This window comes from Paenibacillus sp. JT22N12, from assembly GCF_056269365.1.
Genome location: NZ_JBWDNU010000008.1, coordinates 15,151 through 39,345, shown reverse-complemented (window position 1 = coordinate 39,345; position 24,195 = coordinate 15,151). Strand labels below are relative to the sequence as shown.

The following is a 24,195-nucleotide window of genomic DNA, read 5'->3' as shown; positions in this document are numbered from 1 at the left end:
AGGTGATCCCATGAAGCAAACTCTTCATGCCAAAAAGCGGCGCAGTCTCCTGTATGCGATTCCGGCGCTTGCGGTCATGGCGGCTATATTTCTTCTTTCCTCCCGGACCGGTGACGAGATCAATCGTTTTCTGCCGTGGTTTCAAAAGCTGTTTCCGGCGATGTCCAGCTTTGATTGGGGGCATTTCATGGCATATTTCGTACTCGCGCTTGCATTTGATTACGGATTCGGAGCACGTGCGGACAGCTGGGGCATGAAGATCCTGATCGTGGCTCTTTGCGGCTTGTATGGATTGACCGATGAATATCATCAGTCTTTTGTCGGCGGACGCACACCCGATCTGCAGGACATCCGCAATGATTGTATCGGCGGCGCCCTTGCAATGGCGGTTACTGCCATACCCGCTGTTCGCAGGAGATGGCGGAAGATCACATCCTGAAGCAGGGCGGTTATGCAAAAATTACATCTGCCGTTTAAGCAGGACTTTCAGCAAAAGTAGTCGAATACTCTTATCGAAATGGCGGAAAATCATATGCCTGCTGTTTTGGCATATTCCGGTACTTTCGACGGGAAGAAATGTGCGCCGCCCAAAGGCAGGCTGTTTCTTCTTAAACGACGGCAAATGCCGTGAGAAGGAGTGGACGATTTTGCAGAAACGGTGTCCTTGCGGCGACGTCATGCTTATCAAGCTGCGCACTGTTATTTACTCTGGTAAAGTGGAAATTGACAATGTACCGATATACTCATGCCCTGCATGCAGCCGCAGCGAAGTATTTCCAGAGGTCAAACCGGACCTGACCGGGCTGATCGGGAAATTGGGAACTGAACCGGATAAACAAACCTACTTGTTTAACGAGTGGAATGAATGGGCAGATTTATTAGTAGAAGCCTATCATGACCGCAAGCTGTCCGATTCCGAGGCGATCAGGCAGCGTACGGAGAACCGGATCAATACGCTTCTTGATTTGTATGCCGTCGCCAAAGCGGCTGAAGATGAAGTCTGGATCGCGGATATACATAAACGGCTCACCCAGTTAAGCCGGAAAACCCCCACATTCTAAACATAGGTATTATTTATATTCATAATGATCTTAAGGTCAGATATAAGGGGGGGCTGCCTGCTGGAGCGAATCACATCTCTCAAAACCGTTCAGCAATGGAATGAAGTGCTGTCTGCCTCCAGGGTTAAGCCGCTGCTTGTTTTCAAGCACAGCAGCCGCTGCTCCGTAAGTACGGGTGCCTATGACGAATTAACCGCATGGCTGGAGGATGCAGGAGAGTTTTCTCCGCCCTGTTTTCTGGTTGAGGTTGTGGATCATCAGGAGCTTTCCGGGGCGATTGCCGAGCAGGCAGGGATCAAGCATGAATCCCCCCAAGCGCTTCTTATTGAGAACGGAATGGTTTCCTGGCATGCTTCCCATTGGGGCATAACCTATTCGACATTAGATGATCATCTTGGGAATCATTGCGAAAAGTAATATTTTGTCGTATCATTACGATAAAGTAAGACGGCGCGATATTTGAAGAAGAAACCGCATTTGCCAAGCTCAAGAACCTTGAGCCGGATAAGGGTTCAGTTGCGGCAGACGCCTCTTTGCGGGCAAAAGCAGGTTTCTTCCCTAGAACGATAGAGAAGATGTAAGGAAAACTATCGTTACAAAAATTTGAACTAATGGAGAGAAGGACCTTGACGGTAACCATTTATGATGTAGCACGAGAAGCAGGCGTATCCATGGCCACGGTTTCACGGGTCGTGAACAACAATCCCAATGTGAAGCCTCAAACACGCAAAAAGGTATTCGAAGCGATCGAGCGTCTGGGCTATCGTCCAAACGCAGTAGCCCGTGGTTTGGCCAGCAAAAAAACGACGACAGTCGGCGTTGTCATTCCTGACATTTCCAACGCAATTTTTGCAGAGGTCGCACGGGGTATAGAGGATATTGCGAATATGTACCACTATAATATTATTTTGTGCAACGCCGATAAGAAGAAGGACAAGGAGATCCGCGTTATCAACACGCTGCTGGAGAAGCAGGTTGACGGTCTTCTGTTTATGGGCGGCGCTGTGACGGACGAGCATCTGCAGGCTTTCAAAACCTCCAATGTGCCTGTCGTGCTCTGCGCCACAACGGATGAGAATGGCTCCATTCCTTCTGTTGATATCGATCATGAGTCTGCGGCTTATGACGCCGTGGATACTTTAATCAAACAGGGGCACACACGAATCGCGATGATCAGCGGGACTTTGCAGGATCCATCCAATGGCTATGCAAGGTTTCAAGGATACAAGCGTGCGCTGGAAGCGGCGGGAATTTCCTATGACGAGAATCTGGTGCGTACCGGAAATTACCGTTACGAATCCGGCGTTGAAGCAATGAAATATTTCCTGGAGCTCTCCGAGCTGCCAACAGCCGTATTCTCTGCAACTGACGAGATGGCTATCGGCGCTATCCACTGCATCCAGGATTCAGGGCTTAAAGTTCCGGATGATATATCCGTCATCAGTGTGGACAACAGCCGCATGGCTTCCATGGTTCGTCCGCAGCTGACGGCTGTCGCACAGCCTATGTATGATATCGGCGCTGTGTCGATGCGTCTGTTGACCAAGCTGATGAAGAAGGAATCGGTGGAGCAAGCCCGCGTCGTTCTTCCGCATGAAGTGATTACGCGTCAATCGGTGGGTAGCCGGAAATGACCAAGAAGGTTTTGAAGATCGGTATTATCGGGGCTATGGTGGAGGAAATCGAACTGCTGCACAAGCATGTCGAGAGAACCGGCTCCTTCGACAAAGCGGGCATCACCTATGTTGAAGGGAAGCTGCACGGACATGATGTTGTTTTTTGCAAATCGGGAGTCGGCAAGGTAAACGCCGCTGTTTGTACCCAGCTGCTCATTGACGCAGGTGTGGATTGTGTTTTATTTACCGGCGTAGCCGGCGCACTGGATCCCGGTCTGAATATCGGGGATATCGTCGTCTCGACCTCTTGCGTCCAGCATGATATGGACTGCAGACCACTTGGCTTCGCCCGCGGACAAATCCCGTTTCAGGAAACTTCGGAGTGGGTGGCGGATGCTTCACTTATCGAGCTGGCTGCCAGCGCCTGTGAAAGTCTCTTTCCGGGACGCAGCATGAAAGGCAAAGTGCTTTCAGGCGACCAGTTTATTGCATCCCGTGAAGCGGTTCGCGAGCTGCATGAGGAGCTTGGCGGTGCATGCACGGAGATGGAAGGGGCATCGCTTGCGCAGGTCTGCGGGATGAATGGCGTGCCATTCGTTGTGATTCGTTCCATGTCGGACAAGGCTGACGGATCGGCCCATGTTAATTTTGCGGACTTCACTGTGGAAGCTTCTGTTAACTCCCACCGGATCATAGATGAGATGCTCCGGAATATGTAAGAAGCAGTTCCGCTGTCCTGTGGGGGCTGAAGCATGGTTTCTCCACAGAACAAATTATAATTTTCAGGTATGAACAGATATACTCAATAAGTTTCAAAAAGGCAATTCGGCAGCCCGCCGCAGAAGCGGAGCTTGCCGGATTGCCTTTTATTGGTTTATGGTGGTGGATTGTTTTACGCAGCTATAAGTCCTGCACGACAATTTCACTGGTCCGGCGGTTGGAGGATTCGATTTCGGAACGGCGCGGCATCGGCGGCCAGCTCCTTGTATCATCCATCCAATGCGTCGGCAGCGGCTCCGGACTCTCCTTGGAATAACGGTTCAGCCAAGAGGCCGGGAGAGGTACGTCGCTGTGCTTCTCAGCGAGAGCAGCAGAGATGGGGTGATTAATCATCTCCAGCCATACAAGCGCCCAGGCACGCGGTACAACGCGCCAAATATCATATCCGCCCCCTCCGACAGCTACCCAGCGTCCTTCCGCATATTGATGGGCAAGCGCATGAATAATGGCAGGCATCTCCTGATAAATGCGCATGCTGCAGTGGGTATGCGACAGCGGATCAAAGGCATGTGCGTCGCAGCCGTGCTGGCTGACAATAATATCAGGCTTGAAGGCGGCCGCCACCTTGCGGATCGAGGCCGTGAAGCTCTCCAGCCAGGAATCGTCTTCCGTATACGGATCTACCGGGACATTGAAGTTGGCGCCATAGCCATGCTCCGCACCCCGTTCATGGACAAAACCCGTTCCGGGAAAAAGAAATTTGCCGGTCTCGTGAATAGAATACGTGCACACTTCGGATTCATTATAAAAGGTCCACTGAACACCGTCGCCATGATGGACATCAGTATCAATGTAGAGCACCCGTACGCCATAATGCTTTCTGATATGGGCTATCGCGATAGAAGCATCATTATAAACACAAAATCCGGACCCATGGTCGGGAAACGCATGATGCAGTCCGCCGGCCATGTGATACGCATGTAACGTTTGCCCGGACATCACGAGGTCGGCTGCGAGTACGGATCCGCCGACAATGGCCGAGGCTGCTTCATGCATGCCGGGGAAAAAAGGGGTGTCCTCGGTCTGCAGACCGTAAAGCTTTGCTTGCCGCACCCACTGCTCCGGCGGCGGATCAAGGCTGAGCTGCTTCACAGCTTCAATATAGTCGCTGCGGTGAACGAGCGCGAGAATATCTTCCGATGCCGGCGAGGCGGCGACGATATCCTGTGCCTGCAGCGCATTCACTTCCTGCAGCAGATCGATAGCCAGAGCAAGCCGCTGAGGATTAAAGGGATGCTGTTCATTGAACTTATACCGGGACGCGCCCGGATGATGGATAAATACGGCGTTGGCCGTCATCGGACTTCATCTCCTTTCTGTCTGACTAGTACATGAATCTCTGGCGAAAACGGACACGGTCGAATTGCTCGACCGAGGAGAGGGGAACTTCCCTGCCGATGCGAACCATCAGGCAATTGGCGGGGTGCGAGCAAATTTCCGGATCATCTGTCGCAAACCAGATCATCCCTACGGACTTCATCAGCCTTTCCATCATCGCACGATAATCCCATACGTTCAGACCCGTGTTTTCAAGATCCCAATGCCAATAATATTCGGTTGTATAGACTATAGCGTTCTCCAGCTGCTCTTCTGCAAAAGCTGTCTCGATCAATCGTTTCCCGAGGCCCAAGCCCCGATAACTGTTTGCCACTTCAATCGCTCCGAGCTCGATCAGATCGTCCATTCCGCCTTCCGACCAGCGCTCCAGCTCGTCCGGGAAATGAAAGGTGACATAGCCAACGATCGTTTCCGCGTCTCTGACGGCGATAATCCGCCCTTCCGTAAGTTCAGCAATTTCGACCAATGCCTTATGCTGCTCGATCGGCCTGCGAAAAGCATCCAAGTCGGGGTGGAGGACATATCCTGACAGAATATCTGCAGGGATCGGCCCTTCAATCACAAGCTCCCGGTCCTGGCAGGCCAGGCGCCGAACCTGCATTATTTTGCGATGTTCCAACAGTCATGCTCCTTTCGGGATCACCTTTACTTATAACAAATAATCAGTGTGATGAAAAGGATGGTTGAACCATTGGAGCCTATGTTATAATATGAAAGCGTATTCTGCTTCCGAGGCGGTTTTTGTATGTTTTTCACCCTAACTCAGCCGCAACAGGATGGCGTCAGCCGCTTCTTTTTGGCAGAATAGTTTTACAATGGGCAGGAGGATGATAATTATGTTAGATATGCATCAAGAACGGATACCCGCAACGGCTTCCGGCTCCAACATGACAAATTATGACGAAATGGCAAAGCAGTTCAGCTTCGATCAGATTGAAAAGCAATTTTCCTGGAATGAAACCGGCAAAGTGAACATGGCATTTGAAGCGATTGACCGTCATCTTGAACAAGGTCTCGGCGGGAAAACCGCCCTCTATTATAGCGATAACGCTCGGGACGAATCCTACACCTTTGAACAAATGTCCAAACAGTCGAACCGCTTTGCGAATGTGCTTCGCAGATTGGGCATCCAGAAGGGTGAGCGGGTATTTATTTTCATGCCGCGCACACCTGAGCTGTACTTCAGCCTGCTCGGCTCGCTTAAGGTAGGAGCTGTTGTTGGGCCGCTGTTTGAAGCCTTCATGGAGACCGCTGTCAAGGACCGGCTGCAGGACAGCAGCGCGACAGCTATCGTCACCACACCAGCGCTGCTCTCACGGATTCCTCGTGCAGAATTGCCGGATTTGAAGCATATTATCGTGTATGGCGAAGACGTGGAAGCAAGCGGGATCGTTGTTGATTACAAGAAAGAAATGGCTAAGGCATCCGACACAGTGGAGATTGAATGGCTCGATCGGGAAGACGGGCTTCTGATTCATTATACGTCAGGCTCCACAGGCAAGCCGAAGGGCGTATTTCATGCCCAAAACGCAATGATACAGCATTATTTCACCGGACGCGTGGTTCTGGATCTGCAGCCGGATGACATTTACTGGTGTACTGCCGATCCGGGATGGGTCACCGGAACCTCATACGGGATATTCGCGCCATGGCTGAACGGGGCAACCAATGTTATCCGCGGCGGACGGTTCAGCCCGCAGGACTGGTATAAAACAATCGAGAAATATAAAGTAACGGTATGGTACAGTGCGCCAACGGCTTTCCGTATGCTCATGGGCGCAGGCGACGATGTCGTGAAGGAATTCGATCTGTCGAGCCTCAGACATGTACTCAGCGTGGGCGAGCCCTTGAACCCTGAGGTGGTCCGATGGGGAGTGAAGGTCTATAATCAACGTATTCATGATACGTGGTGGATGACGGAGACAGGCGCGCAGCTGATTTGCAATTATCCAAGCATGGACATCAAGCCAGGCTCAATGGGGCGCCCGCTGCCAGGCGTACAGGCATCCATCATTGACGACAGCGGCAATGAGCTGCCGCCGTACCGGATGGGCAATCTTGCGATACGCACGCCTTGGCCATCCATGATGCGCAAGGTCTGGAATAATCCGGCCAAGTACGAAGAATACTTCCGAATTCCCGGCTGGTATATTTCCGGTGATTCCGCTTATAAAGACGAGGACGGGTACTTCTGGTTTCAGGGCCGAATCGATGATGTCATCAATACGGCGGGAGAGCGTGTTGGTCCCTTCGAGGTGGAGAGCAAGCTGGTTGAGCATCCGGCAGTTGCCGAAGCCGGCGTAATCGGCAAGCCTGATCCCATGCGCGGCGAAATAATCAAGGCGTTTGTGGCGCTCCGTGAGGGCTATGAGCCTTCGGAAGAGCTGAAGGCGGATATCTCCCGCTTCGTCAAGGAAGGACTCTCTGCGCATGCTGCACCGCGCGAAATCGAATTCAAAGACAAGCTGCCCAAGACCCGCAGCGGTAAAATCATGCGGCGTGTACTGAAGGCCTGGGAATTAAATCTGCCGACAGGCGATTTGTCGACCATCGAGGATTAACCGACATTTAGTAAGCAGCAAGCCATTATCCTTATAGTATTCATTGCTTCTACACAAAAAGCCCGCCCCTCTGCCGTTATGCAGAGGGGCGGGCTTTTTGCTGAGCGTTCACCAGGGCAACGTTGTGAAGCAACCAGGCTTCAACGCCAGAGGACGGCAAAGCCTGGTTTCCATTGTTATTTCAGCTGAACGGTGTACGAAGATGCGGATTCGCCTGATTCATTGACCGCAGTAACCCGGAAATAACCACTTGTGATTGTGGACAGATATTCGAACCTGGCTTCAGCGGTTGAACCGAGTCTGGTGAACTTTCCGCTCTGGTCGGTGCTGTAATAGACATTGTACGAAGTTACGTTCTCGGCAGCCGTATTCGTTTCCCATGTCAGCTTGATGCCGATATCGGTAACTTCCCCTTTAATGCCGGCAGGTGCGGATGGAGGCGTCACTAGATTTTGGCCCGTGTTCCCTTGGTCGATCGTGACGGCATCGCCCTGTGATGTTCCTTCAGATTGATTGACAGGCGTGCCTGCACCCTCATCCCCAGTGCCTGGTATTGACGGTGGTTGAATCGGCGGAACCATCGAATTATTGGAGCCCACAATTGCACTTGGTGCCGATTCATGTCCTCCTACGTCAACAGCAGTAATGTAATAACGGTAAGACAGACTTGGCGTAATCGAATTGGTAAATTCGGTGTCTGCGCCGGCCAACACAGGTGCTCCTGCAATTTTATAAGGCTCTTCATTGAGAGACCGGTACAGACGATAGCCGACGACGTCTGCTTCCGGCGATTTGCTGAACGATATTTGATTGGAGCTTTTCCCCGGAATAGGCTGCAGCCGGACATTAGCAGGCGGAGTTGGCGCGCGGCCGTCCTCAACCCGTGGATCCACCTTGGATGGGGCATCTTTACCCGCATCCGCCGGTAGATAAGAACTCATGGAACGTCTGCTGCTTGCCGGCAGCTTCGCCTGCGCCGCTGAAATCTCAGACATGAGCTCATCAAGCGGCTTCTGGCGTTTGATGACAAGCTGTTCGCTGACCATGTCCGAAGGCGTCGATGGCTGCGGTACATAGTTAACGCCATTGAATGTGATATAGGCCATATTAACCAGGGCATCATCCGATTCTTTTGGCAAATATTTTTGGTTGAAATAGTCGGTGACCAATTTTCCTGCCTGTCTGGTCAGATCGGTAGGCAGCTTTCCGCTTACGCTGGATACGGTCGCTTTAACAATGCCGGATGGCTTCTTGAATGCCTCCGTGGGGAACAGGTCAGGCCTGTCCTTGGTGACCGAATTCATGATCAGGGTCCAGATGGATCTGGCCCGTGCCCGCCCATCCTTGGACAGGGTATGGACCTGCTCCTCATATCCCGCCCAGACGCCAAGCGTGACATCAGGCGTGAAGCCCATAAACCAGACATCTCCGTAATCCTGGGTCGAGCCCGTTTTGCCGGCAACTGGAATTTTGCCATAGCCGGTAAAGTTGGAAGCAACGGAATGTCCCGTACCGCTGGGATCAGAGATAACAGTCCGCAGCATATCGGTCATCAGAAATGCAGTTTGCTCCGAGAACACGCGAGTGGGCTGATTCTTGTGCTCATAAATAATATTGCCCTTGTCATCGGTAATTTTACTGATCATGTATGCGTCATTGAACACCCCGTTATTCGGAATGCTGCCGTAAGCATTCGTCAATTCCTCTACGGATACGCCGACGCTTAGTCCGCCGATTACTCCTGTCTGCGCATAATCATCTTCAGGCTTAATGGAGGTTATGCCCAGCTTGCGCGTGAATTTCCACGCCTCCGGAATCGTCACCATCTCATTGAAAACTTTGAGCGCCGGCAGATTCATGGAGCGGTTCAGGGCTTCCCTGGCTGTAACCAGACCGGCAAACCGCTTGTTGGAGTCCATCGGGATATGAAAGCCTTTCTGCCCATCCTTCAGCACCATAGGAGCATCATCAATAATGCTGCCGGGCTGGACCAGCCCTTTTTCAATAGCTGGCAAGTAGGCAGAGATCGGTTTCATGGTGGAACCGGGCTGGCGGGTCATCTGTGTGGCATGATTCATCTGCTCCGTATAGAAATCGCGGCCCTCGATCATGCTCGTGATTGCCCCTGTTTTGTGATTGATCATGACGGCGGCGATTTGCTCCATGCCTTTTTCTTTGCTGTCCGGCGTGAAATTATCGGGATCATTGCTGATTTGGTGCATCAAATTGTATACTCGCTTGTCAATCGTCGTATAAATGCGGTAACCTCCGCGGAGCAGCTGGCTTCGAGACTCTTCCAGCGCCGGGGCATTTTCCTTCTTGCGGACATCGGTCTGTGTCAGGCTCGGGTCCTTCTGCATCAGCAGAACCTCTGCAGCCTGGCGTTCCGCTTCGAGCATCAAATAAGGGAACGTGGAGTAAGCCTTTTCTGTTGGCTTGGCAAGCGATGAACGCAAGTCGAAAGCCAATGCTTCATTATATTCATCCGAGGTGATGCGTCCGGTTTCCAGCATATATTTGAGCACATTATGCTGCCGCTCCACGGCAAGCTTGAAGCCGCCTTCGTCGAATTTTCCTTTGCTTGTGAAAGCCGCATATGCGGAGGGGCGCTGCGGCAATCCAGCCAGGTAGGCCGACTGTGCGATATTCAGCTGTTTCAAATCGACAATATTAAAAATACCTTTGGCCGCAGCCTGGATTCCATAAAGATTATAGCCGCTGTTGCCTGTGCCGAATTGAACCTTGTTCAAATAGGCGGTTAAAATTTCGTCCTTGGTCAGAAAGCGCTCGAGCCGCAGGGAGAGAAAGATTTCCTTCGCTTTTCGGCTATCCGTCTTATCCAGTGTAAGAAAGACTTGACGGGCCAGCTGCTGTGTCAATGTACTGCCGCCTGTTTGTGTGTCTTCATTTAGCAGCTTCTGCTTGACGGCGCGTCCCAGGCCGTTGACGTCGATACCGATATGATTGTAAAAATTATTATCCTCTGTTGCCAATACGGCATTAACCACCTGATCGGGTATTTCCGCCCGGGTTACAATTCGACGGTCTTCTTCGGTACGAAGCTGACCGACAGGTGTGCCGTCATTGAAGTATACGAAGCCTGTAGTAGCATTCTCGTCGATTTTCTCTTCTATTTCGGCGCGTGAACGGATCGGTTCGTCCTTGACGAACGATGCGACATAGCCGGAGGCGATGCCTCCTGCGAACAAGCCGATCAACAAGCCGAATATGAACAACCATTTGACGGTAATGAGGGTCACAATTCCGAATGTCCGCCATTTGCTGTGTCCATTCTTGTTCTGCCCTTGGTCTTGATTCATATGTACATAACTCCTCCTCCGATTAACAGAAATATTATAGCATAAATCCCCAGCAGCGTGCAGTTACAATGCTGTATTTTGTCAGCTCCCAGGCAAGTTTAGGATGAAAGCCCCCTTGAATACAGGAGTATGGTTACAAGCCGTCCGTTGACTATAGTCAATGTGTATGATATAACGGGAATCAAGAAGAAACGGCTTTCGCCATTCTTGGCGGCAAGGCTGGTTTCATTCCCTGGTTTTAAAAAAAAGATCATATCAGAACAGCATTGACAGGTTGCAGTAGGGCTGCGAATTGACGATAACCAGAGAGCCGGTGGCAGGTGTGAACCGGTACGCGCCGCAGCGTGAATTACCACCTCGAGCTGATCGGACGAACTTTCGTTCCTTTATGAAGGGGACATTCAGTAGTCTGCTTCCGGATGATATCCGTTATGAAATGAAGTGAGAGCTGTTTGAGCATGCATCCTGATTAAATACTTCGGATCATGCAGCTCTAATGAGGGTGGTACCGCGAGCAAATCCTTCTCGTCCCTTGCGACGAAAGGGTTTTTTTGTGTTCAAAATTTTTTGTAGGAGTGAATCGGCATGGTGAAATGGGATGAATTGACAGACGGGCAGAAGCAGGAAGTGGAGCGTCAAATGGACGTGATCCGGCGGGGAGTAGTTGAAATTGTACCCGAGGATGAATTAAAAGCAAAAGTGATTCATGCGGTAGCAACGGGAAAATCGCTGAAGGTGAAGCTCGGCCTTGATCCTTCCGCGCCTGATATTCATATCGGACACACCGTCGTGCTTCACAAGCTGCGTCAATTCCAGCAGCTGGGGCATGAGGTGCAGCTGATTATCGGCGATTTTACGGGGCGGATCGGAGATCCTACAGGCAAGTCGGAGACGCGCAAGCAGCTCAGCGAGGATGATGTCAAGCGAAACGCGGAAACCTACAAGAAGCAGATTTTCAAGCTTCTGGATCCTGAGCGCACCACGGTCTATTATAATTCGGAATGGCTGGGTCCCATGAATTTTGCAGAGGTGGTCTCACTCTCGGCGAAATTAACGGTAGCCCGCATGCTGGAACGCGACGACTTTACCAAGCGCTACCAGTCAGGCCAGCCGATCAGCATTCATGAATTTTTCTATCCTTTGATGCAGGGCTATGATTCCGTTGCCCTTGAGAGTGATGTCGAGCTAGGCGGAACCGATCAGAAATTCAATGTTCTGATGGGTCGCACACTGCAGAAGGAGTATGGCAAAGCGACACAAGCTACTATTATGATGCCGCTTCTGGAAGGTCTGGACGGCGTACAAAAAATGAGCAAGAGCCTCGGGAATTATATTGGAATCGATGAGGAGCCCAATGAAATTTACGGCAAATCGATGTCCATACCGGATGAGCGGATGGTAAAGTTCTATGAGCTTGCTACAGATATGAGCAATGAGGAGCTTGCAGAGCTGCGCATTGGCCTGGAGAACGGGTCCAGGCATCCGCGGGATGTGAAGATGCAGCTAGCCCGCACATTCGTGCGTATGTATCACGGTGAAGAAGCCGCAGAGGCAGCTCAGCAGCATTTTGTTACGGTATTCCAGCAGCGGGCTCTTCCGGAGGATATCGAAACGGCCGTTCTGCCGGCAGCTGAGCTCGAGGAAGGGCGCATCCGAATTGTAAAGCTGCTGACGACGCTCGGCCTTCAGCCATCGGGCAGTGAAGCCAAGCGCAGCGTTCAGCAGGGGGCAGTCCGGATAAACGAGCTGAAGATCGATGATCCGGGCGCAGAGGTGTTGGTATCCGAAGGTGATGTTATTCAAGTGGGCAAACGCAGATTCGCCAGAATTACGATCCAATAGCAGAGGCCTGACCTGGTGTAAACGCCGGGCAGGCTTTTTTTCAAAGTCATAAGCAAGTATAAATTTCCGAAGGGGAAGAAAACATGCTTATAAACATAAAGAAAAGAACGGCCCGGGAAGGACCGTTCTCATGTTGATTGGGATTAACGGCTGTAGAACTCGACGATTTGTTTCTCATCGATTTCTTGTGGAAGCTCAGCGCGTTCTGGAAGGCGAAGGTACTTGCCTTCTACAGCAGTATCATTGAACTCCAGGTAGTTAGGAAGGAAATTGCGTCCTTCCAAAGCTTCTTTAACGGATTTGATACCGCGGCTGCGTTCACGAAGTCCGATTACATCTCCGATGGAAACAGTGAAAGAAGCGATATCCACTTTCTTGCCGTTTACCGTGATGTGGCCATGTGATACCAGCTGGCGGGAACCGGAACGGGAATTAGCAAATCCAAGACGGTAAACGAGGTTGTCCAGACGGCTCTCAAGAAGGGCCATAAAGTTTTCCCCGGAAATACCTTTCATTTTGGAGGCTTTATCAAACAGGTTGCGGAACTGCTTTTCATTCATGCCATACATATGGCGCAGTTTTTGTTTTTCTTGCAATTGAATGCCATAACCGCTCATTTTTTTGCGTTGACCTGGACCGTGTTGTCCCGGTGGAAATGCGCGTTTCAATTCTTTACCAGTACCGCTTAAGGAAATGCCGAGGCGGCGGCTTAATTTAAACTTAGGGCCCGTATATCTTGACATGTGTCGTAAAACTCCTTCTTCAAATGGGATGTTTGAAAATGGGTGTTTCGCCGAGTACTGTCTGCGCTTAAACGACAATCGATCAAGTCCTGACAGGCATGTTCAGCCGCAGTCCTGCCAGAGACAGCCTCAATGAGGGTGACACAAAACCGTTCCCATATATTCAACTATAAATATTATATAAATGTAGGGGCTAAAGTCAAGTAAAATCAAGGAAATAATCAAATCTTACATACCATGGCAGAATATGAACCTAAAGTCCTATATCCTTATGACTAAAGTAGTGCATATTTTCAGAGATTGAAGTATGATAGATCATATCCATCCTGTTGTGATCCTTGCTACATAGAGAAGAGGCGATGCTGTTTGATGAAGAACTTTGTTCGTGCAGACAACCCGATTCTAAATGAACGCTTGTCCGGGAATGAACAAGCATTGCCGCTGCCGTCCCTCTGGTTTGCGAACGAGGATATTTATGAAGAGGACCAAACGCTTCTGACGGGCCTGCTTCGGAACAGCTTTCAGGACTGGTTAAACGAATCTGCGGGTTCTCCGCTTCTGGACGGTTTCCTTTTACTGACTGATCCACATGGACAAATAATCGCAGCATCGGATCAAGCGAATCCAGATCAATCCATCTCTCATGATCTTCGGCAATTGGCCGAAGAGGCTTCTATAAAAAGAAAGAATCTGATTAGAGGCGGAATTCTGGTTGTGCCGCTTTTGAAAAAAAAGAACGAGGACTGCCTTGCTGTTTTGCTCGCAAGCAATCTTTCCCCCGCCCAAAATTTTGCTGCGCTGCTCGAAACGGCGGCACTTCATTTTCGCGTGCTTTTCTACTCTCATCTCGAGAAGGTGTTTGTGCAGAATTTATTGATCCGGCAGCAATCAAGCGAGAAGGAAGCTTTTCGAAGGGATACGCTGTTTCAGACGGCCAAGCGGCTGCATGACCAGAATGAAGTCACCTCGGTGCTGAATGTCCTTCTTGTGGATGTGGAGAACCTGTACCCGCATGCCGAGGTCGATCTGTACTTATCGCAGGATCATGTTAATGGCGACCCTCGCGTAAAGCCGCTCATGCTAAGGCATTCCGCAGCCGATCTCTATGCACAGGCTTTTCTGGAGGGCAAGCCTGTCATGGAATATGAGGATGATGCTCTATTCAAGCTGGCGATACCGATGAGCGGCAAGCAGGCTGTCTACGGTGTTTTAAGTGTGACGATGAAGAAAAAATATTTGGAAGATTCTGATCTTGGGGCGCTTGTCATGCTTTGCGATACGGCTGGCTCGGCTTTTGAGAATGCCAAGCTGTTCGAGCAATCCAATCTGCTGATCGGGGAGCTTCAGCTTATCAACGAGCTGACGAAGCGGCTCAATCAGTCCCTGCATCTGAAAGAAATCTTTCAGTTTGCAATGAGCGAGCTTCTGCATATATTCAAAGCGGACTACTGCAATGTGCTGCAGTTGAATAACGAAACCAACGTCTTCAAAATGATGGCGAGCAATTTGCCTTCGGCTGTAAACGAAATATACTCCACATCACATGGTTTTTGCGGTATCGTATACGAGACCAAGGAGCCGCTTATTATTTCCGACTACCAAAGTACGCCGGTCGTGTCGTCCAAGCTGATGGACGGGACGGGGTCGCGCTCGCTGATTGCAGCTCCAATCATGGCCAATACGGAAGTGGTCGGGGTCATCATGGTCACTCACAAAAGTCCGAATTACTTTTCATATGATAACTATAAACTGCTGCAGGTGCTGTCCATCCATATCGGCCTGGCTGTTACCAACGCTTCGCTGCATGCGGAGGTGCGGCGGATGGTCATTACCGATAATTTGACAGGCTTGCGGGCAAGGCATTATTTGAACGAACAGATCCAGGCCAGGCAGCGCAAAGACAAGTGCGGTTCCCTTGTTCTGGTCGATATCGATTATTTCAAAAAAGTGAATGACACTTATGGACATCAGATCGGTGACCGGATTCTGATCAGTGTCAGCGAAGTGATCCGATCCTGCATCAGGGAAAGCGATATCGCAGCGAGATGGGGCGGCGAAGAACTGGCGGTCTACCTGCCTCAAATCCGTTCCGAGCAGGCTTACCGGATCGCCGAGAGAATCCGCAGCCGGGTGGAGATGCTCACGGACCCCTCCGTAACCGTGTCATGCGGGCTTTCGGAATGGGTCTTTGAGGATGATCTGGTCAGTGTGGAATCTCTTTTTTACCGGGCGGATATGGCGCTTTATGAAGCCAAAAACAATGGGCGCAACCGGGTGTTTGTCGGAGCTTGAACAAAGGATGAAACGTAGGGGTGAGCAAAGGGCTGCAAGAGCCCGAAGCTGACCCTTTTTTGCGTTATTCGCCGGCAGGCCGCATAAAGTGGGCGTTATCAACAGAGGATATTCTTGAAGAAGAATTTGTTGCATGAGGAGAGAAAAGGATGAAACAATCTTTTGCCATAATGGTTCTCTGCTTGACAGTGACAGCAGGCTGCGCTTCATCTGTAGAGGACAGATCGCCCAAGGAGCTGCTTGCTCTGACGGTATCGGGTTTGTCCGGCGTCGATCACTATACGTTCAAGGGCACCACGAATATTGCAACAGGGGACGGGATGGTCATAAAACCGTTGTCGTTTCAAGGCACAGTGAAGGATCATGAACGGCTGGAAGTCAAATCAAGCGATATCGGCGCATCGGAGGACGTCATCCATCCCCTGGAGCTGCTGAAACAGATTGAGGACACTGCAAGCGCTGCAGAACTCGTGCCGGCAGAATCGGGAAACACGACTGCTGTGCTGCTGGTGAAGACGGAGGAGAAGGCGGCTGCGGAGAAGTGGACTGCCAAGCTGCGCGGCGAATTCAAGGATCTGCAGAACAGTATGCCGCTTGCGGCGGGAAGCGGGATCCGGCAGCAAAGCACGAAGGAGGAGGCCCAAGCCAGTTTCCAAAAGGAATGGCAGGCCGAAATAACCCGATCGGGCCGGCTGCTCGAAGACATGCTGTCTACGCTGCAGGTCAGTTCCACCTATAAACTGATTGTGGATAAGAAACGCTTGCTGCCTTTGCGGCTTCAGGAACATACGATATTACGCTATAAGACGCAGGGCGAGCAGCGGCAGGAATCTAGAATTTCCGATATTACCTTTCAGGTATTGTCCGATGCCAAACAGAAATGAACCACTGCTCGTGCAGAGTCACTAAAAAAGTGGTAGGATTATAGAAAAAGAAACAGGAGGTAACTTACATGCGTGATCCGCGTCTGCAAGCGCTGGCTGCCAATCTGGCCGGCTATTCCGTCGATGTTCAGCCAGGAGAGAACATTCTGATCGACATGATAGGTTCGGAGCGCGAGCTCGCGATATGTTTAATTGAAGAGGTAGCCAAACGGGGCGGACGTCCTTTTGTCGAAACAAGCGACCGTTCTGTTCTGCGTGCGCTGCTCAAAAATGCGACCAAAGAGCAGATGGAGCTGTGGGCTTCATTCGATCTGAAGCGCATGGAAGCGATGGATGGTTATATCGCGGTTCGTGCCGGAGAAAATGTAAATGAACTAGCGGATGTTCCAAGCGCCAATATGCTCCTGTACGATCAATTGTACCGCCATCCGATACATCTTGAACGGCGTGTAAAACATACCAAATGGGTAGTATTGCGTTATCCGAACGCTTCGATGGCACAGCTTGCCAATATGCCCACGGAAGCGTTTGAGAATTTTTATTTTGACGTATGCAATCTGGATTATGCCAAAATGGACAGGGCGATGAATCCGCTGGAGAAGCTGATGACAGAGACGAGCCATGTCCGACTGGTGGCGCCTGGAACGGATTTATCGTTCTCCATTCAGGGAATCGGAGCGGTAAAATGCGCAGGTCTGCGCAATATTCCGGATGGTGAAGTCTACTCGGCACCCGTGCGCGATTCGGTGCAAGGAACGATTACATATAACACGCCATCCGTTTATTCCGGAGTGACTTTCGAGAACATTTCCTTCACTTTTGATAAGGGAAAGATTGTGAAAGCAACGAGCAGCGACACGGTGAAGCTGAATGAAATTCTGGATACCGACGAGGGAGCAAGATATATCGGGGAGTTTAGTCTGGGCTTTAATCCCTACATTTTACATCCGATGAAAGATACGTTGTTTGATGAGAAAATTGCCGGAAGCCTTCATTTCACACCCGGCCAGGCTTACGAGGAGACCGACAATGGCAACCGTTCTGCGGTTCATTGGGACCTGGTGCTCATTCAACGTCCCGAGTACGGTGGGGGAGAAGTATACTTCGATGACCGCCTTATTCGCAAGGATGGAAGGTTTGTCGTGCCTGAATTGGAACCGCTGAATCCCGAAAATTTGAAATAAAAGCCCCTTGTCTGTGATACGAAATCGGGTTATGATGAATGCAGCTACAGCAATTATAGCAAATGTAACTAAAAATGGAGGGATTCACATGTCCAACAATGCAGCAATCGTTGACATCTCACAGACGGCGAATAAATTCCGTTCGTCCATCGTACTACAAGCCGAAAATAAATATATTGACGTTAAAAGCATTCTCGGTCTATTCACTACGTTGGTTGGCGGACATTCCTATGAACTTCATGTTCACGGTCCGGATGCGGACGATGCCAAAGCAGCCATGGCAGAAGTGTTTGCAAAACACAGCCTGGACATCAAGATTCTATCCGAATAGCCAACCAAATCAAAAGAAAGCGCTTCGCCGAATAATTGGCGGAGCGCTTTTGTCGTTTTGACCTTGTACATTGTCCCGTTTTCGTCTAATATAAAGATAAACAAGGGCGATAGCTAGACGCACAAGGGGGAGTACGATGTCTTCATCCGATGTTCTCATTCATCTACATCAAAAAGCGATCAATCTCCTTCAGGAAGATGCTTATAAAATTGAGAAGCTGATCGAAGTGCAAATGGAAAACTTGGCCACGAGAAAATGTCCCCTCTACGAAGAGGTATTGGACACGCAAATATATGGCTTTTCCAGGGAAATCGATTTTGCTATTCGGGCAGGGCTTGTTGCCGAAGTGATTGGCAAAGAGATTATCAGCAAGCTTGAGCGCAATTTGGCACAGCTGTATGAAGCTATGAATAACAAGGTTTAGCCGCGGGCAACGCGGTTTTTTTTTGTTTTCAATCCAGCTGCCGGCGGTTTTCCGCTTATCAAGGCCATTTGTTTAAACGGATCACGAAGAAGACGCTCCGCAACATTGCGGAGCGTCTTCTTCGTGTGCGGCAAAGGGATTTGGCGCTAAACAAGATAAAAGGCAAACCCGAGTATGACATATACGATGATCAACAGAGATCCTTCATACCAGTTCGTCCGCCCGTCCTGGGCTATTGATTTGGCAATAAAGACGGCTACGGCAATAGCAGCCAATTCAATGGGGGTAAATACGATATCCATCGTATTGCCGAATAACAGGCTGATGAAAATAAGCACGGGAGCAACGAACAAGGCAATCTGCAGGCTGCTGCCCACGGCAATTTCCACTGCAGCGCCGATTTTGTTCTTCATCGCCAGCATGACGGCTGCGCTGTGTTCCGCGGCATTGCCGACAATGGCGATGACGAAGGCGCCGACAAACAGCTCCGACAAGCCGAATTTATGAGTAAGGCTGTCCAGCGTGTGGACCAGCCACTCGCTGACGAATGCGGTCATAACCGTAGCGATCACGAGGAAGAGAATAGAGGTCCGCTTGGACCAGGCGGGTTGTTCCCCATGGTCCGGCGTTGCTTCCTCCACGTCGGCCAGTACGTCCTTATGAGTGATCATTGAGAACACCAGCCACAGGATATAGGCCACAATCAGAAGTCCGGCGATGGAAAGACTGAGCGTCCGGCTATGCTCGATGGAGAAATGCTCGCTTGAAATAAAGATAGCCGGGATGGCAAGAGCGATAACAGCCAGTATCATCAACGATGAATTGTGGCTGGCCAATTGTACATTGAATCGCTGTTCCTTGAATTTCAATCCTCCGAGAAAGACGCTTGCACCCAGCACAAGCAGCAAATTGCCGATGATGGAGCCGGTGATGCTGGCTTTCACCATATCGAATAATCCTTCCTTGACCAGGAAGATCGCGATAATAAGTTCTGCCGCGTTTCCGAAGGTAGCGTTCAGAAATCCGCCTAATCGCTGGCCGGCGTAGTGGGCCACGCTTTCGGTCGCTTTTCCGAGAAATCCAGCCACGAACAAGATGGCAATCGCGGAAATGATAAATTCGGCAATTGTTCCGAAATGGGCGTAATGAGCGACGCCGCTAAGTACAAACAAACCAATCAATGCTGTGAAAAACAATTTCTGATTCAACGTTCCTGAACACCTCGTCTTTGGATGGGGTAAGTGGAAATCTGATAACACTATAGCGGAAAATACTGGACATGTAAACTGACATCTAAACTTAATCAACATGACGCATTATGATCTTGCTTCGCCAGTTCGCTTCATTTACAATGGAAGCATATTGGAAAAGAGGAGTGTGTGGCATGTCCGATGAAGTTCTTACCGGCATTATTCGAATTGCAGATGATGTAGTCGCCACCATCGCGGGGCTGGCTGCGCTTGAAACTCCAGGGATTGCCGCTATGTCGGGCGGAATATCAGAGGGTCTTGCCAAACGGCTGAGCGGTAAAAATGTTCAAAAGGGTGTAACCGTCGAAGTTGGACAGCTCGAAGCAGCTATCGATTTGCGTGTTATAGTGCAGTATGGCATTCCGATTCAAGAAGTATGCCGCAGGCTGCAGGATAATGTTCGCGAGGCTGTAGAGAACATGACCGGCCTGAATGTCGTGGAGGTTAACTTAAAGGTTGAGGGCGTTGCCTTCAAGGAAGACAACGAAGCGGAAGAAACTATGACCCGAATCAAATAATTCATGAGAAACCGTCCCATGTCCGGGCGGTTTTTTTTGTGCTGGCGGGAGGAAGGATCGGAGCTTTCCTGGCTGCACAAAAAAAGCCGACAAGGCTCATCGCTTGTCGGCTTTTGAGGATCCTAACCAATCCGGTGCAGAATGGTTCACCAGGTTAGCTGGCGAACCGGTTGCTGCTCTTCTCCGGCTTGTCATGCTCGCGGGATATGCTGAGCAGCACACCGATGCAGGCCAGAGAAACAAGCAGGGAGGAGCCGCCATGACTGATGAACGGCAGAGTAACGCCGGTAAGCGGCATGGCACCGGTGACACCGCCGATATTAATGATAGTCTGTACGGCGAGCAGGCCCACTATGCCTACACCTACAACGGTTCCATAGCTGTCAGGACACCGCAGGGCAATGATGAGCCCGCGCCAGAGGAAGACCAGATAAAACAGGAGAAACAGCACACTTCCGATAAAGCCGAATTCCTCAGCTATGACCGAGAAGATAAAATCGCTGTAAGCATAGGGCAGATACTTCAGCTTCTGCACGCTGTGGCCAAAGCCGGCGCCTGAGAAACCGCCGTGGCCCAAGGCTTGGAGAGATCGCGATAATTGATAGGTACTGCCAAGCTCATCGGCCTCAGGATTTGTAAAAGCCGTAAAGCGGTCGATCCGGTAGTTCCAGCCTGCAGGATCCTTCATCATGGAGATGCTTGCCCCTGCAACGACAATCAGCGAAATGACCACGCCGGCAAGGAAGAGCTGCTTCAGGTTGGCGCCGCCCGCTACAATGATGATAATCGAGCATGCCGCTATAACAATACAAGAGCCCAAATCCGGCTGAAGCATAATCAATCCGCAAATAAAGCCGATGACAATAAACACAGGGACAAGTCCTTTTTTGAAATCCCGGAACTTCTCGCCTTTCTTGGTGATCAGCGAGCCCAGGTAAAGAATGAGTCCGAGCTTGGCAAACTCCGTCGGCTGTATGCCGAGCGGTCCGATATTGAACCAGCTGCGCGCCCCGTTGATTTCTTCACTGACGAATGGAACAATCATAAGCATTATGATAACGGGTACAAAATAAAGAATGTAGGCCTTCTTGAAAACGGTGTAGGGAATGTTCATGATGATAAACATGATCCCGGTCCCGAGCACCGCCCAGATCAGCTGCCGTTTGGTGAAATAGAGCGCGTCATAGTGGTAGTTCTCGGATATGACAGCGGTGTTGGAGCTGGCGCTAAAAACCATCACAAGACCAAAACCGACAAGCACAAGAGTCAGGACGAGAAGTAAAAAATCCGGCCTGCCGCGCAGGCCGTTCGTCTTTTGTTTCATCCGAGGAACAAGCCTGTTAGGCGAGTAGTTTCTTTAATTCTTGCAGCCGTTGTGTAGCCGCATTCAAGATCGGCTGCGGAATGGCTGATTCATAATCAAGCCCGTGCGGAAAGGTAGCCCTGCCTATGTATACGGCTTCCACTTTCAGAACGGTGTGCGGCGACTCCAGCTTGCCCTCAATTGCGCGGACATTAAAACGCAAGAAGTAGTCTTCGCGGTTGGCGCTGTCTTCCAGTTTCAAATCATAGGTTGCGCGATAATATTCCCACTGCCAACGGACGAAGCCGAGCTTGTCCGCAGATTCATCGAGATGCGCAAGATCGCTTGTCATGCCGTTTAGGCCAGTATTCTCAATAATCATGGATGGATCCTCCTTCAAACGTAAGGGACGTATCTGTACTCACTTCTTATCCATGATAGTATTTTTCACTTACTAGTGCAAGCCTGACTCTGGCGCTGTCTGCAGGCCAAAAGTGACAGCTTTACGAAAAATGATCGCCGAAAGCGGCGAAACAACTTTCAGCACCTTCCATCCTTCTGGTACAATAAGCAGTAGAGAATAAGTCTGGTGTGAGCGAGGGAGGTTTGTGCGCATGGGAACAAATGAAGAAATTGACGCAATGCTGCAAACCGGATATCCGGATATGGTACAGTGGAGGCGATATCTGCACCGGCATCCGGAGCTGTCCTTTCATGAAAAAGAAACATCGGAATGGATCGCGGGTCAGCTGGCTGCATTCGGTTGTGAAGTGGCAAGAACCGAAGGCGGTTACGGCGTGGTTGCGACGATCAAAGGAGAACAACCGGGGCCGGTCATCGCGCTGCGCGCTGACATTGATGCCCTGCCGATTCAGGATGAGAAATCATGCGAATATGCATCGACGGTTCCCGGAGTCATGCATGCATGCGGACATGATGCGCATACAGCGACGATGCTTGGAATAGCGCGGTATTACAGTGCCAATCGCGCGCAGCTGCAGGGGGAGCGGCGGCTGCTGTTCCAACCGGCCGAGGAACTGACGCCAGGAGGCGCACTCGGCATGATCCGCAGCGGAGTGCTCGCGGATGTGGATGTCATATACGGCGTGCATTTGTGGACACCGCTGCCTTATGGTGTTGTGGCGACCCGCAGCGGGCCGCTGATGGCGTCTCCCGATGAAATCTATATTGATATTACAGGCCGCGGAGGTCACGGCGGAATGCCGCATGAGACAGTGGATGCGGTGCTGGTCGGTTCGGCGATGGTGCAGGCGCTGCAGACGATAGTAAGCCGCAATATAAACCCTCTGGAGCCGGCTGTGGTCTCAATAGGCTCCTTTCATGCAGGATCAACCGGAAATGTGGTTGCCGAGCGCTGCAGGCTGACCGGGACGGTCCGCACTTTCAATGAGGAAACGAGAAGCCGGATTAAAGCGCGGCTTGAACAGATTGTCAAGCAAACGGCAGAAATGCATGGCGCAACAGCCGAGCTTGACTACCGTTTCGGATATCCGACGGTAGTAAACGATTCCGAAGAGGCTGGGCGTTTCTTCGAGGTTGCCCGCCGCCGGCTGGGCGAGGAGGCAGTAAGGGAATCAACGCTGATTATGGCAGGGGAGGATTTCTCCTATTATCTGAAGGAGATTCCCGGCTGCTTCATGTTTGTCGGGGCCGGCAATGAGGAGTGCGGCGCTGTCTACCCGCATCACCATCCCAAATTCGACCTGGACGAGCGGTCGATGCTGGTCTCGGCGAAATTGATGATCGCGATGGCCGAGGATTATGCATCAGCTAACGTTTCAAAACAAGAATAATCACTTATAGCAAGCCACGTGATCCGGCGATGTTGTGCGCCGGGTCTTTTTGCGTTTACCTCTTAATAATTCTTAATTTTTTCGTAATACCTCCTTACGGATCATTTTCTATAATAAACAGACTAGTCAAGCAATCCGCTTATAGAAAAGGAGGCGCCAATGATGGTATTGCCGGTAGTGGACGTCAGAGACGTTAAAAAGGTATATGGGAAAAAAAATGAACATCCATTTCTGGCGTTGGATAATATTTCGTTTTTGATTCAGAAGGGAGAATTTGTGGCGGTTATGGGTCCCTCCGGATCAGGGAAAACAACGCTGCTTAATGTGATTTCGACGCTGGATTCCACTTCACAGGGGAGCATCAAAATTAACGGAACAGATATTGCGGGGATGAAAGAGGATCAGCTTGCGGATTTTCGCTCCCGGGAGCTGGGTTTTATTTTTCAGGATTTTAACTTGCTGGAGAACCTGAGCGTTTATGAGAATGTGGCGCTTCCGCTCTCGCTGCAGAACATGCCTTCCAAAGAAATCGGGATCAGAGTGAATAAGGTGCTCGGCACATTAGGCATTGAAGGAATTGCCGACAAATACCCTACGGAGATTTCAGGCGGGCAGAAGCAGCGGACTGCTGCCGCAAGAGCGGTTGTGCATGAGCCGGCGCTCCTTCTTGGCGATGAGCCCACAGGATCCCTCGATTCCAAAAATGCGATGAGCCTGCTTAAAGTTATGAAGAGTCTGAACGAGAACCAGGGAATCTCCATTATGATGGTGACCCATGATGCTTTCAGCGCCAGTTATTGCAGCCGGATTCTGTTTATACAGGATGGCCGGATGTACAAGGAATTACGCCGTACAACGACTCGGGAAATCTTTTACAGACAAATTCTTGATGTTCTGGCGGAATGGGGCACGGTGCAGGATGAATAAAAAGGAG

The 24,195-nt window shown here is 50.6% G+C and carries 22 protein-coding genes and 1 other annotated feature; of the genes, 15 read left to right on the top strand and 7 right to left on the bottom strand.

Annotated elements, in window-relative coordinates; translation table 11 throughout:
• The first annotated feature begins 10 nt into the window (after positions 1 to 10).
• The 5 genes from AC0YOA_RS25390 (at position 11) to AC0YOA_RS25370 (ending at position 3,396) form a co-directional block, all read left to right on the top strand.
• Positions 11 to 439, top strand: a complete 429-nt coding sequence (locus AC0YOA_RS25390; RefSeq protein WP_475789006.1) for a VanZ family protein — start codon at positions 11 to 13, stop codon at positions 437 to 439.
• A gap of 208 nt (positions 440 to 647) precedes the next feature.
• Positions 648 to 1,061 carry a hypothetical protein gene (locus tag AC0YOA_RS25385; protein ID WP_210039966.1) on the top strand — a complete coding sequence of 138 codons (414 nt, stop codon included), beginning with the start codon at positions 648 to 650 and terminating at the stop codon, positions 1,059 to 1,061.
• Between the two features lie 24 nt (positions 1,062 to 1,085).
• The gene (gene ytxJ, locus AC0YOA_RS25380; RefSeq protein WP_475789005.1) at positions 1,086 to 1,478 is read left to right on the top strand and encodes a bacillithiol system redox-active protein YtxJ; all 393 of its coding nucleotides are present in this window, start codon (positions 1,086 to 1,088) and stop codon (positions 1,476 to 1,478) included.
• Positions 1,479 to 1,687: 209 nt separating this feature from the next.
• On the top strand, positions 1,688 to 2,695 hold the full coding sequence (ccpA, locus tag AC0YOA_RS25375; protein WP_210039967.1) for a catabolite control protein A: 1,008 nt from the start codon (positions 1,688 to 1,690) through the stop codon (positions 2,693 to 2,695).
• Complete coding sequence (locus AC0YOA_RS25370; protein WP_475789004.1) at positions 2,692 to 3,396, top strand: 5'-methylthioadenosine/adenosylhomocysteine nucleosidase; 705 nt, start codon at positions 2,692 to 2,694, stop codon at positions 3,394 to 3,396. Before ccpA ends, AC0YOA_RS25370 begins: the two co-directional genes overlap by 4 nt.
• A 181-nt stretch (positions 3,397 to 3,577) precedes the next feature.
• Here AC0YOA_RS25370 and AC0YOA_RS25365 read toward each other — a convergent pair whose 3' ends face one another.
• Positions 3,578 to 4,756, bottom strand: a complete 1,179-nt coding sequence (locus tag AC0YOA_RS25365; RefSeq protein ID WP_475789003.1) for an acetoin utilization protein AcuC — start codon at positions 4,754 to 4,756, stop codon at positions 3,578 to 3,580.
• Between the two features lie 25 nt (positions 4,757 to 4,781).
• The gene (locus tag AC0YOA_RS25360; protein WP_475789002.1) at positions 4,782 to 5,414 is read right to left on the bottom strand and encodes a GNAT family N-acetyltransferase; all 633 of its coding nucleotides are present in this window, start codon (positions 5,412 to 5,414) and stop codon (positions 4,782 to 4,784) included.
• A 217-nt stretch (positions 5,415 to 5,631) separates the two neighbouring features.
• On the opposite strand from AC0YOA_RS25360, the gene acsA reads away from it, so the two are divergent.
• Complete coding sequence (acsA, locus tag AC0YOA_RS25355) at positions 5,632 to 7,356, top strand: acetate--CoA ligase (RefSeq protein WP_475789001.1); 1,725 nt, start codon at positions 5,632 to 5,634, stop codon at positions 7,354 to 7,356.
• Positions 7,357 to 7,532: 176 nt separating this feature from the next.
• Here acsA and AC0YOA_RS25350 read toward each other — a convergent pair whose 3' ends face one another.
• The gene (locus AC0YOA_RS25350) at positions 7,533 to 10,676 is read right to left on the bottom strand and encodes a transglycosylase domain-containing protein (RefSeq protein WP_475789000.1); all 3,144 of its coding nucleotides are present in this window, start codon (positions 10,674 to 10,676) and stop codon (positions 7,533 to 7,535) included.
• Positions 10,677 to 10,933: 257 nt separating this feature from the next.
• Positions 10,934 to 11,212, top strand: a binding site (T-box leader).
• Between the two features lie 52 nt (positions 11,213 to 11,264).
• Here AC0YOA_RS25350 and tyrS point away from each other — a divergent pair.
• The gene (tyrS, locus tag AC0YOA_RS25345; RefSeq protein WP_475789182.1) at positions 11,265 to 12,518 is read left to right on the top strand and encodes a tyrosine--tRNA ligase; all 1,254 of its coding nucleotides are present in this window, start codon (positions 11,265 to 11,267) and stop codon (positions 12,516 to 12,518) included.
• A gap of 143 nt (positions 12,519 to 12,661) precedes the next feature.
• Here the strand turns inward: tyrS and rpsD are convergent, their stop codons facing one another.
• Complete coding sequence (gene rpsD / locus AC0YOA_RS25340) at positions 12,662 to 13,261, bottom strand: 30S ribosomal protein S4 (RefSeq protein WP_210039972.1); 600 nt, start codon at positions 13,259 to 13,261, stop codon at positions 12,662 to 12,664.
• Between the two features lie 369 nt (positions 13,262 to 13,630).
• Here rpsD and AC0YOA_RS25335 point away from each other — a divergent pair, with 369 nt between their 5' ends.
• The 5 genes from AC0YOA_RS25335 to AC0YOA_RS25315 all read left to right on the top strand — a co-directional run bounded on the left by AC0YOA_RS25335 (position 13,631) and on the right by AC0YOA_RS25315 (position 18,376).
• On the top strand, positions 13,631 to 15,553 hold the full coding sequence (locus AC0YOA_RS25335; protein WP_475788999.1) for a sensor domain-containing diguanylate cyclase: 1,923 nt from the start codon (positions 13,631 to 13,633) through the stop codon (positions 15,551 to 15,553).
• 149 nt (positions 15,554 to 15,702) lie between these two features.
• The gene (locus tag AC0YOA_RS25330; RefSeq protein WP_475788998.1) at positions 15,703 to 16,437 is read left to right on the top strand and encodes a hypothetical protein; all 735 of its coding nucleotides are present in this window, start codon (positions 15,703 to 15,705) and stop codon (positions 16,435 to 16,437) included.
• A 68-nt stretch (positions 16,438 to 16,505) separates the two neighbouring features.
• Positions 16,506 to 17,621 (top strand): aminopeptidase, encoded by a 1,116-nt coding sequence (locus AC0YOA_RS25325; RefSeq protein WP_475788997.1) that lies wholly within the window; start codon positions 16,506 to 16,508, stop codon positions 17,619 to 17,621.
• Between the two features lie 34 nt (positions 17,622 to 17,655).
• Positions 17,656 to 17,952 (top strand): HPr family phosphocarrier protein, encoded by a 297-nt coding sequence (locus AC0YOA_RS25320; protein WP_210040025.1) that lies wholly within the window; start codon positions 17,656 to 17,658, stop codon positions 17,950 to 17,952.
• A gap of 136 nt (positions 17,953 to 18,088) precedes the next feature.
• Positions 18,089 to 18,376: an Fpa/YlaN family protein gene (locus AC0YOA_RS25315; RefSeq protein WP_188992183.1), complete on the top strand. Its 288-nt coding sequence runs from the start codon at positions 18,089 to 18,091 to the stop codon at positions 18,374 to 18,376.
• Positions 18,377 to 18,522: 146 nt separating this feature from the next.
• Here the strand turns inward: AC0YOA_RS25315 and cax are convergent, their stop codons facing one another.
• Positions 18,523 to 19,584 carry a calcium/proton exchanger gene (gene cax, locus AC0YOA_RS25310; RefSeq protein WP_379113349.1) on the bottom strand — a complete coding sequence of 354 codons (1,062 nt, stop codon included), beginning with the start codon at positions 19,582 to 19,584 and terminating at the stop codon, positions 18,523 to 18,525.
• 176 nt (positions 19,585 to 19,760) lie between these two features.
• On the opposite strand from cax, the gene AC0YOA_RS25305 reads away from it, so the two are divergent.
• Positions 19,761 to 20,144: an Asp23/Gls24 family envelope stress response protein gene (locus tag AC0YOA_RS25305; protein ID WP_475771440.1), complete on the top strand. Its 384-nt coding sequence runs from the start codon at positions 19,761 to 19,763 to the stop codon at positions 20,142 to 20,144.
• 154 nt (positions 20,145 to 20,298) lie between these two features.
• Here the strand turns inward: AC0YOA_RS25305 and ftsW are convergent, their stop codons facing one another.
• Together ftsW and AC0YOA_RS25295 are read right to left on the bottom strand one after the other, a co-directional pair.
• The gene (gene ftsW, locus AC0YOA_RS25300; protein ID WP_475788996.1) at positions 20,299 to 21,468 is read right to left on the bottom strand and encodes a putative lipid II flippase FtsW; all 1,170 of its coding nucleotides are present in this window, start codon (positions 21,466 to 21,468) and stop codon (positions 20,299 to 20,301) included.
• Between the two features lie 16 nt (positions 21,469 to 21,484).
• Positions 21,485 to 21,829: a YugN family protein gene (locus AC0YOA_RS25295; RefSeq protein WP_475771438.1), complete on the bottom strand. Its 345-nt coding sequence runs from the start codon at positions 21,827 to 21,829 to the stop codon at positions 21,485 to 21,487.
• Positions 21,830 to 22,061: 232 nt separating this feature from the next.
• Here AC0YOA_RS25295 and AC0YOA_RS25290 point away from each other — a divergent pair, with 232 nt between their 5' ends.
• Positions 22,062 to 23,261 carry a M20 metallopeptidase family protein gene (locus AC0YOA_RS25290; RefSeq protein WP_475788995.1) on the top strand — a complete coding sequence of 400 codons (1,200 nt, stop codon included), beginning with the start codon at positions 22,062 to 22,064 and terminating at the stop codon, positions 23,259 to 23,261.
• A gap of 162 nt (positions 23,262 to 23,423) precedes the next feature.
• Positions 23,424 to 24,188 carry an ABC transporter ATP-binding protein gene (locus AC0YOA_RS25285; protein ID WP_210040026.1) on the top strand — a complete coding sequence of 255 codons (765 nt, stop codon included), beginning with the start codon at positions 23,424 to 23,426 and terminating at the stop codon, positions 24,186 to 24,188.
• Positions 24,189 to 24,195: the final 7 nt, after the last annotated feature.

Coding starts and splice junctions, on each gene's coding strand:
- AC0YOA_RS25390 (WP_475789006.1), top strand. CDS start 11: ATGAAGCAAACTCTTCATGCCAAAAAGCGGCGCAGTCTCCTGTATGCG.
- ytxJ (WP_475789005.1), top strand. CDS start 1,086: ATGATCTTAAGGTCAGATATAAGGGGGGGCTGCCTGCTGGAGCGAATC.
- AC0YOA_RS25370 (WP_475789004.1), top strand. CDS start 2,692: ATGACCAAGAAGGTTTTGAAGATCGGTATTATCGGGGCTATGGTGGAG.
- AC0YOA_RS25365 (WP_475789003.1), bottom strand. CDS start 4,756: ATGACGGCCAACGCCGTATTTATCCATCATCCGGGCGCGTCCCGGTAT.
- acsA (WP_475789001.1), top strand. CDS start 5,632: ATGTTAGATATGCATCAAGAACGGATACCCGCAACGGCTTCCGGCTCC.
- AC0YOA_RS25350 (WP_475789000.1), bottom strand. CDS start 10,676: ATGAATCAAGACCAAGGGCAGAACAAGAATGGACACAGCAAATGGCGG.
- rpsD (WP_210039972.1), bottom strand. CDS start 13,261: ATGTCAAGATATACGGGCCCTAAGTTTAAATTAAGCCGCCGCCTCGGC.
- AC0YOA_RS25335 (WP_475788999.1), top strand. CDS start 13,631: ATGAAGAACTTTGTTCGTGCAGACAACCCGATTCTAAATGAACGCTTG.
- AC0YOA_RS25330 (WP_475788998.1), top strand. CDS start 15,703: ATGAAACAATCTTTTGCCATAATGGTTCTCTGCTTGACAGTGACAGCA.
- AC0YOA_RS25325 (WP_475788997.1), top strand. CDS start 16,506: ATGCGTGATCCGCGTCTGCAAGCGCTGGCTGCCAATCTGGCCGGCTAT.
- AC0YOA_RS25320 (WP_210040025.1), top strand. CDS start 17,656: ATGAATGCAGCTACAGCAATTATAGCAAATGTAACTAAAAATGGAGGG.
- AC0YOA_RS25315 (WP_188992183.1), top strand. CDS start 18,089: ATGTCTTCATCCGATGTTCTCATTCATCTACATCAAAAAGCGATCAAT.
- AC0YOA_RS25305 (WP_475771440.1), top strand. CDS start 19,761: ATGTCCGATGAAGTTCTTACCGGCATTATTCGAATTGCAGATGATGTA.
- ftsW (WP_475788996.1), bottom strand. CDS start 21,468: ATGAAACAAAAGACGAACGGCCTGCGCGGCAGGCCGGATTTTTTACTT.
- AC0YOA_RS25295 (WP_475771438.1), bottom strand. CDS start 21,829: ATGATTATTGAGAATACTGGCCTAAACGGCATGACAAGCGATCTTGCG.
- AC0YOA_RS25290 (WP_475788995.1), top strand. CDS start 22,062: ATGGGAACAAATGAAGAAATTGACGCAATGCTGCAAACCGGATATCCG.
- AC0YOA_RS25285 (WP_210040026.1), top strand. CDS start 23,424: ATGGTATTGCCGGTAGTGGACGTCAGAGACGTTAAAAAGGTATATGGG.